We start from the raw sequence: 8,180 nt of genomic DNA, 5'->3' as shown, positions 1-8,180 counted from the left end.
GGGGTGAGGTGGGTGAGGGTTTCGTCGAGGGCTTCGGCGAAGACGGGGTGGGCGGCGTGGAGTCCACGGCCCATCCCCGGCCGCTGCGACCCCTGCCCGGAGAGGACGAACGCCGCCCCGCCCCGCCCGGCGCCGTGCCCGTCGGCCGAGGTGACCACGGCGGGCGAGCTCTCCCCGCGGGCCAGCAGGTCCAGGGCGCGCAGCCGGTCCTCCCGGCCCTGCGCGACGACGGCCGCCCGGTGGCCGAGGACGGCCCGGGTGGTGGCCAGCGAGTACGCGATGTCGGCCTCCGGCACGCCGTGCCCGGGGCCGCCCTCGGCGGTGAACGTGTGCAGCCGGCGGGCCTGTTCGCGCAGTGCGGCCGGGGTCCGTGCGGACAGCAGCCAGGCCGTGGCGGCCGGTCCGGCACCGGCGGCCCCCTCCCGCGCCGGTTCGGGGGCGGGCCCGGACGGCTCCTCCAGGACCAGGTGCGCGTTGGTGCCGCTGATGCTGAACGAGGACACCCCGGCCCGGCGCGGCCGCCCGCCGCCCGGCCAGTCGACGGCCTCGGTCAGCAGCCGGACGTCGCCGGCCGACCAGTCGACGTGGGTGGTGGGCCGCTCGGCGTGCAGGGTCCTCGGCAGCACGCCGTGGCGCATGGCCATCACCATCTTGATGACGCCCGCGACCCCGGCCGCCGCCTGGGTGTGGCCGATGTTGGACTTCAGCGAGCCGAGCCAGAGCGGCCGCCGCCGCCCCTGCCCGTAGACGTCCAGCAGGGCCTGGGCCTCGATCGGGTCGCCGAGGGTGGTGCCGGTGCCGTGCGCCTCGACCGCGTCGATGTCGGTGGGCAGCAGCCCGGCCGAGGCCAGCGCGGCCCGGATGACCCGCTGCTGGGAGGGCCCGTTGGGCGAGGTCAGGCCGTTGCTGGCGCCGTCCTGGTTGACCGCCGAGCCCGTGACGACCGCCAGCACCCGGTGGCCGTTGCGGCGGGCGTCGGAGAGCCGCTCCAGCAGCAGCAGCCCGGCGCCCTCGGCGAAGCCGGTGCCGTCGGTGTCCGCGGAGAACGCCTTGCAGCGGCCGTCCGGGGCCAGGCCCTGCTGCCGGCTGAACTCGATGAACACCCCGGGGGTGGCCATCACCGTCACCCCGCCGGCGAGCGCCAGGTCGCACTCGCCGGAGCGCAGCGACCGGGCCGCCAGGTGCACGGCGACGAGGGAGGAGGAGCAGGCGGTGTCGACCGAGACGGCCGGGCCCTCCAGGCCGAAGGTGTAGGAGATCCGGCCGGAGGCGACCGAGCCGGCGGTGCCGACCCCGAGGAACCCCTCCACCTCGCCGAGCGAACCGGACGACGAGGCGGCGGACTTGGCGTCCGAGCCGTAGTCGTCGTACATGATTCCGGTGAAGACGCCGGTGCGGCTGCCCTTCAGCCCTGCCGGGTCGAGGCCGGCCCGCTCGAACGCCTCCCAGGCGGTCTCCAGCAGCAGCCGCTGCTGGGGGTCGGTGGCCAGCGCCTCGCGCGGGGACATCCCGAAGAACGCCGGGTCGAACTCCCCGGCCCCGTAGAGGAATCCGCCCTCGGTGGAGTAGGTGGTGCCGAGCCGTTCCGGATCCGGGTCGTAGAGCTTTCCGAGGTCCCAGCCGCGGTCGGCCGGGAAGGGGCCGATCGCGTCGGTGCCGTCGGCCACCAGGCGCCACAGCTCCTCGGGCGAGGTGACCCCGCCCGGGTAGCGGCAGGCCATCGCCACGATCGCGACCGGCTCGCTGTCGCGCTCCCTGAGCCGGTTCAACTCGGCCCGGGTGCTCTGCAGTTCGGACGTGACCTTCTTGAGGTAGGTGACTATCCGCTCGTCGTCCGTCATCACTGTCCGTCCTTCAGAGACCGAGGTCGTTGTCGATGAATGCGAGGATCTCGTCGACCGTCGTCGCGGCCTCGATCGTCCGGGTGGCCCCGGCCGCCTGCCCGTCCTGCGGCTCCGGGCCGGCGCCGGTGTCCTCCAGCGTCCGGGTCAGCCGGGCCAGCCGCAGGGCGAGGCCGTCCCGCTCCTCCTGCGCCGGGGCGAGGCGCCGGAGGGTCTCCTCGATCCGCTCCAGCTCGGACAGCAGCGCCACCACCGGGGACGGCGGCGCCAGCCGGGTCAGCAGGTGCTCGGCGAGCGCCACCGGCGTGGGGTGGTCGAAGATCATCGCCGCGGGCAGCCGCAGCCCGGTGACCGCGTTGAGCCGGTTGCGCAGCTCCACCGCCGTCAGGGAGTCGAAGCCGAGCTCCTTGAAGGCGAGTTCGGCGTCGACGGACTGCCCGGAGGCGTGTCCGAGCACCCCGGCGACCTGCTCGCGGACCAGCTCGCCGAGCAGGGCCAGCCGCTCCGGCCCGGACAGCGGCGCCAGCCGGTCGGCCAGGGGCGTGCCGTCCCCGGCGGCGGGCTCCGCCGAGACCCGCACCAGCCCCTGGAGCAGCCGCGGAAGCGTTCCGGCCCGGGCCCGGGCGCGCAGCGCCGGGAGGTCCAGCCGGGCCGGGACGAGCACCGGACGGTCGGCGGCCAGCGCCGCGTCGAAGGCCGCCAGGCCCTCCTCGGTGGGCAGGGCGATCATGCCGCCGCGCCTGGTGCGGGCGACGTCGGCGCCCTCGGTCATCGCGCTCGTCCGCTCCCACAGGCCCCAGGCCAGCGAGGTGGCGGGCAGCCCGGCGGCCCGCCGGGCGCCGGCCAGGGCGTCCAGCACGGCGTTGGCCGCCGCGTAGTTGGCCTGCGCGGGGCTGCCGAGCACACCGGCCGCCGAGGAGAACAGCACCAGCGACGCCTGCGGGTGCTGCCGGGTCAGCTCGTCCAGGTGGAGGGCGGAGTCGGCCTTGGCGCGGAGCACCGTGTGCAACTGGTCCGCGGTCATGGCGTGCACCACCGCGTCGTCCAGCACACCGGCCGCGTGCACCACCGCCGTCAGCGGACGGTCGGCGGGCAGGTCCGCCAGCAGGGCGGCCAGCGCGGTGCGGTCGGCCGCGTCGCACGCGGCGAGGGTGACGCTCGCGCCGGAACCGGCGAGTTCGGCCGCGAGTTCGGCCGCGCCGGGGGCGTCCGGACCGCGCCGTCCGGCGAGCACCAGGTGCGCCGCCTTGTGCCGGGTGACCAGGTGACGGGCCAGCAGGGCGCCGAGGGTGCCGGTGCCACCGGTGATCAGGACGGTGCCCTGCGGGTCGATCCCCGTCGGACCGGCCTCCGTGTCACCGGGGCGGACCTTGAGCAGCCGCGGGGCGAGCAGCCGTCCGCCCCGGCGGGCCAGCTGGTCCTCGCCGCTGCCGGCGGCGGCGGCGACCGCGGCCGGGTCGAGCGGCGCGTCCTCCCCGGCCGGCAGGTCCAGCAGGACGAAGCGGTCGGGGTTCTCGGTCTGCGCCGACCGCAGCAGGCCCCAGACCGCCGCGCCGGCGAGGTCCTCGACCCCCTCCCCGGGGTCGGTGGCGACCGCGCCCCGGGTGACGAACACCAGCCGGGACCCGCCGAGGGCCTCCTCGGCCAGCCAGGCCCGGACCAGCTCCAGCGCCCGCTCGGCCGCCGCGTGGACGGCCGCCACCCGGTCCCCGGCGGCGCCGCGCACCTCGACCGCCACCAGGCCGGGCACGGCCGGGGCCGCCGCGAGCGCGGCCGGCGGGCCGTCCAGCAGGTGCACGGCGTCCGCGGCGCCGGGGGCGGCGGCGACCGGCTGCCACCCGGGTTCGTAGAGCGGACGGTCGCCGGACCGGAGCAGCCCGGCCGCGACCGGCCGCACCGTGAGGGAGTCGACGGAGAGCACCGGCACGCCCTCCGCGTCGGCGACCGTGATCTCCAGCGACTCCGGTCCGGCCGGGGCGATCCGCACCTTCAGGGCGCCGGCCGGCACCCCGGCCGCCGGGTGCAGGCGCACCCCGGACCAGGCGAAGGGGAGCCGCAGCGGGCCCTCGGCGCCGTCGGCGCCGACGACCAGCGGGTGCAGGGCCGCGTCCAGCAGCGCCGGGTGGACGCTGTGGCCGCCGGTGCCCCCCGCGCCGGCCTCGCCGGGCAGCGCGATCTCCGCGTACAGGTCCTCGCCGTGCCGGTGCAGGGCCCGCAGGCCGCGGAAGGCCGGGCCGTACTGGTAGCCGTGGTCGGCCAGGCCCTCGTAGGCGTCGGTGAGGTCGACCGCCAGGGCGTTCCCGGGGACGGTGACCGGCCCGGGCACGGGCCCGGCGGCCGCGGGCGGGGCCAGGGTGCCGGCGGCGTGCTCGGTCCAGCCGTCGTCCTCGCCCCCGGCCGGGCGGGCGTGCACCGACACCGGGCGGGCCCCGGACTCCTCCGGCGCGCCGACCAGCACCTGCACCTGGACGGTGCCGGTGGCCGGCAGCACCAGCGGGGCGCGCAGGGTCAGCTCCTCCACCCCGGCCGCGCCGACCAGGCCGGCCGCGTGCAGGGCGAGGTCCAGGTGGGCGGTGCCGGGCAGGATCCGTGTGCCGTGCACGGCGTGGTCCTCCAGCCACGGGTGGGTGTGCGCGGAGAGGCTGCCGGTGAGCAGCAACTCGTCACGGTGCGGGTGCCGGCTGCTCGCCGGCACGACCGGGTGCGTGCCGGGGGTGAGCCCCAGCCCGCTCGGGTCCCCGGCCGCGGTGGGCTCCGCGCTCAGCCAGAACCGCTCCCGCTGGAACGGGTAGGTCGGCAGCTCGGGCAGGGCGGGCAGCGCGGCGGGGACGCCCTCGAACAGCGGGGCGAGGCCGAACGGCACGTCCCGGACGTGGGCCTCGCCGGCCGAGACCAGGAAGCGGTCCAGGCCGCCGTCGCCGCGGCGCAGCGTCGGCAGCACGACGCCCGTCACCCCGGCGGCGGCCAGGGCGTCGTCGACGGCCGAGGTGAGCACCGGGTGCGCGGTGGTCTCCACGAAGGTGCGGTGACCGCTCTCCAGCAGCAGCCCGACCGTCTCGTGGAAGCGCACGGTGTTGCGCAGGTTGCGGAACCAGTAGTCGGCGTCCAGCCCGGCGGTGTCGAACAGGCCGCCGGTGAGGGTGGAGTGGAAGGCGATGTCGCCGCTGCGCGGCCGGATGTCCTTCAGCAGCTCCAGCAGCTCCTCGCGCAGGCTCTCCACGTGCGGGGAGTGCGAGGCGTAGTCCACCGGGATCCTGCGCGCCCGCAGGCCGTCGGCCCCGCAGCCGGCCACGACCGCGTCCACGGCGTCCGGGTCGCCGGAGACCACGGTGCTCAGCGGGCCGTTGACGGCGGCGACGGTGACGGCGCCCCCGTACGGCTCCAGCAGCTCCCGCACCCGCTCGGCGGGCAGCGCGAGGGAGGCCATCGCGCCGGTGCCGGCCAGCACGGTCAGGGCCCGGCTGCGCAGCGCCACCACCTTGGCGGCGTCCTCCAGGCTGAGCGCGCCCGCCACGTACGCGGCGGCGATCTCGCCCTGGGAGTGGCCGATCACCGCGTCCGGGTGGACGCCGTGCGCGCGCCAGAGCGCGGCCAGCGAGACCATGACGGCCCACAGCGCGGGCTGGACGACGTCCACCCGGTCCAGCGGGCCGTCCAGCTCCTCGGTCAGCGACCAGTCCACGTGCGGGGCGAGCGCGTCGGCGCAGGCCAGCAGGTGGTCCCGGAAGACCGGCTGTTCGGCCGTCAGACGGGTCGCCATGCCGGTCCACTGCGAGCCCTGGCCCGGGAAGACGAACACGGTGCGGCCGGTGTCGCCGGCCGGGGTACCGGTCACCACGGTGGGCAGCGGACGGCCCTCGGCCAGCGCGGCGAGCCCGGCCAGCAGCTCCTCGCGGTCCGCGCCGACCACGGCGGCCCGGCGCTCGTGCGCGGGCCGGCCGGTGGTCAGGGCGCGGCCCAGGACGGCGGCCGGCAGGCCGGGGCGGGCGGTGGCGAAGGCGTGCAGGGAGCGGGCCCGGTCGCGCAGGGCCTGCTCGGTGCGCCCGGACAGCGGCCAGAGGAGCGCGGCGGGCGGCTCCACCTTGGCCGGGGCCGGGGGGCCGACGGGGGCCCGGTCGGCGGGCGGTTCCTCCAGGACGACGTGGGCGTTGGTGCCGCTGATGCCGAAGGAGGAGACCGCGGCGCGGCGGGTCCGGCCGTCGCCGGCCGGCCAGGCGACCGGCTCGGTGAGCAGCTCGACGGCGCCGGACGACCAGTCGATGTGCCGGCTGGGCTCGCTGACGTGCAGGGTCTTCGGCAGCACCTGGTGGCGCATCGCCATGACCATCTTGATGACGCCCGCGATGCCCGAGGCGGCCTGGGTGTGGCCTATGTTGGACTTGACGGAGCCGAGCCGCAGCGGGCGGTCGGCGTCGCGGTCCCGGCCGTAGGTGGCCAGCAGGGCCTGGGCCTCGATCGGGTCGCCGAGGGTGGTGCCGGTGCCGTGCGCCTCGACCGCGTCCACGTCGGCGGTGGTCAGTCCGGCCGCGGCGAGCGCCGCCCGGATGACCCGTTGCTGGGCCGGGCCGCTGGGCGCGGTCAGGCCGTTGCTGGCGCCGTCCTGGTTGACCGCCGAGCCGCGGATCAGCCCGAGGACGCGGTGGCCGTTGCGGCGGGCGTCGGAGAGCCGCTCCAGCAGTACCAGGCCCGCGCCCTCGGAGAAGCCGGTGCCGTCGGTGTCGTCGGAGAACGCCCGGCAGCGGCCGTCGGGCGACAGGCCGCGCTGGCGGCCCAGCTCCACGAACAGGCCGGGGCTGGACATCACGGTCGAGCCGCCGGCGAGCGCGAGGTCGCACTCGCCGGAGCGCAGCGCCTGGGCGGCCAGGTGCAGGGCGACCAGGGAGGAGGAGCAGGCGGTGTCGACGGAGACGGCCGGGCCCTCCAGACCGAACACGTAGCTGACCCGGCCGGACGCCACCGAGGTGGTGGTGCCGGTGGCGAGGTAGCCCTCCAGGTCGGCCGGCACGTCGGTGACGGTCGCGCCGTACTGCTGCGGGATCACGCCGGTGAAGACGCCGGTGCGGCTGCCGCGCAGTGCGGCGGGGTCGATCCCGGCGCGTTCGACCGTCTCCCAGGCGGTCTCCAGCAGCAGCCGCTGCTGGGGGTCGGTGGCCAGCGCCTCGCGCGGGGACATCCCGAAGAACGCCGGGTCGAAGTCGCCCGCGTCGTAGACGAATCCGCCGTGCCGGGTGTTGGTCGTGCCGGGCTGCTCCGGGTCCGGGTCGTAGAGCTTTTCGAGGTCCCAGCCGCGGTCGCCGGGGAACTCGCCGATGGCGTCGGTGGCGTTCGCCACCAGCTCCCACAGCCCGTCGGGGGAGGTCACCCCGCCCGGGTAGCGGCAGCCCATCGAGACGATGGCGATCGGCTCGTCCGGGTCGGCGGCCGGCGCCGCCCGGACCGTCGGTGCGGGCGCGTCGGCGCGGTGGCCGGCGATCTCCTCGCGCAGGTGGGCGGCGAGCGCGGCCGGGGTGGGGTGGTCGAAGACCAGGGTGGCGGAGAGCCGGAGCCCGGTGGCCGCGTTCAGGCGGTTGCGGAACTCCACGGCGGTCAGCGAGTCGAAGCCGAGCCCCTTGAAGGCCAGCTCCATGTTCACCACGTCCGCCGAGGCGTGGCCCAGCACGGTCGCGACGTTGGACCGCACCAGGTCCCGGACGGCCCGGGTCAGTTCGGGCTCGCCCAGCCGGGTCAGCCCGTCGGCCGCGGACGCGCCGCCGGCGGCCGCGGCGGCGGGGCGGCGGCCCCGGACCAGGCCGCGCAGCAGCGGGGGCAGCACCGGCAGCCGGCGCAGCCGGCCGGTGTCCAGCAGCGCCGGGACGACGGCCGGCACCCGCCGGGCGAGCGCGGCGTCGAGCAGCTCCAGGCCCTGCTCCGAGGGGAGCGGCGTCAGGCCGGTCTGCCGGATCCGGGAGAGCTGGGCGGCGTCCAGGTGCTCGGTGATGGCGCTGCTCTGCTCCCAGAGCGGCCAGGCCAGGGAGAGCGCCGGCCGGCCCTGGGCGTGGCGCAGCTGCGCCAGGCCGTCCAGGGCGGCGTTGGCGGCGGCGTAGTTGGCCTGGCCGGGGTTGCCCAGGGTGCCCGCGAGGCTGGAGAACATCACGAACGCCGCCAGATCGGCGTCCGCGGTCAGCCGGTGCAGGTGCAGTGCCGCGTCCGCCTTGACCCGGACCACCGGGGCCAGCCGTTCGGGGGTGAGCGACTCCAGCAGGACGTCGTCGGTGGTGCCGGCGATGTGGATGACGGCGGTGAGGGGGTGTTCGGTGGGGATGGTGGCGAGGGCGGTGGCGAGGGCTTGTGGGTCGGTGG

The 8,180-nt window shown here is 77.2% G+C and carries 2 protein-coding genes; both read right to left on the bottom strand.

Annotation, left to right across the window (positions count from 1 at the left end; genetic code table 11):
- Window positions 1–1,844, bottom strand: a 1,844-nt coding sequence (locus ACFCX4_RS32220) for a type I polyketide synthase (RefSeq protein WP_376150299.1), incomplete at its 3' end; no start/stop codon positions are given.
- Between the two features lie 10 nt (window positions 1,845–1,854).
- Window positions 1,855–8,180, bottom strand: a 6,326-nt coding sequence (locus ACFCX4_RS32215) for an SDR family NAD(P)-dependent oxidoreductase (RefSeq protein WP_376150297.1), incomplete at its 5' end; no start/stop codon positions are given.

The sequence above is a fragment of the Kitasatospora sp. NPDC056327 genome, from assembly GCF_042261735.1.
Taxonomy (GTDB): domain Bacteria; phylum Actinomycetota; class Actinomycetes; order Streptomycetales; family Streptomycetaceae; genus Kitasatospora.
The sequence above is the reverse complement of the archived record's forward strand: the minus strand, read 5'-3'. Positions and strand labels throughout refer to the sequence as shown.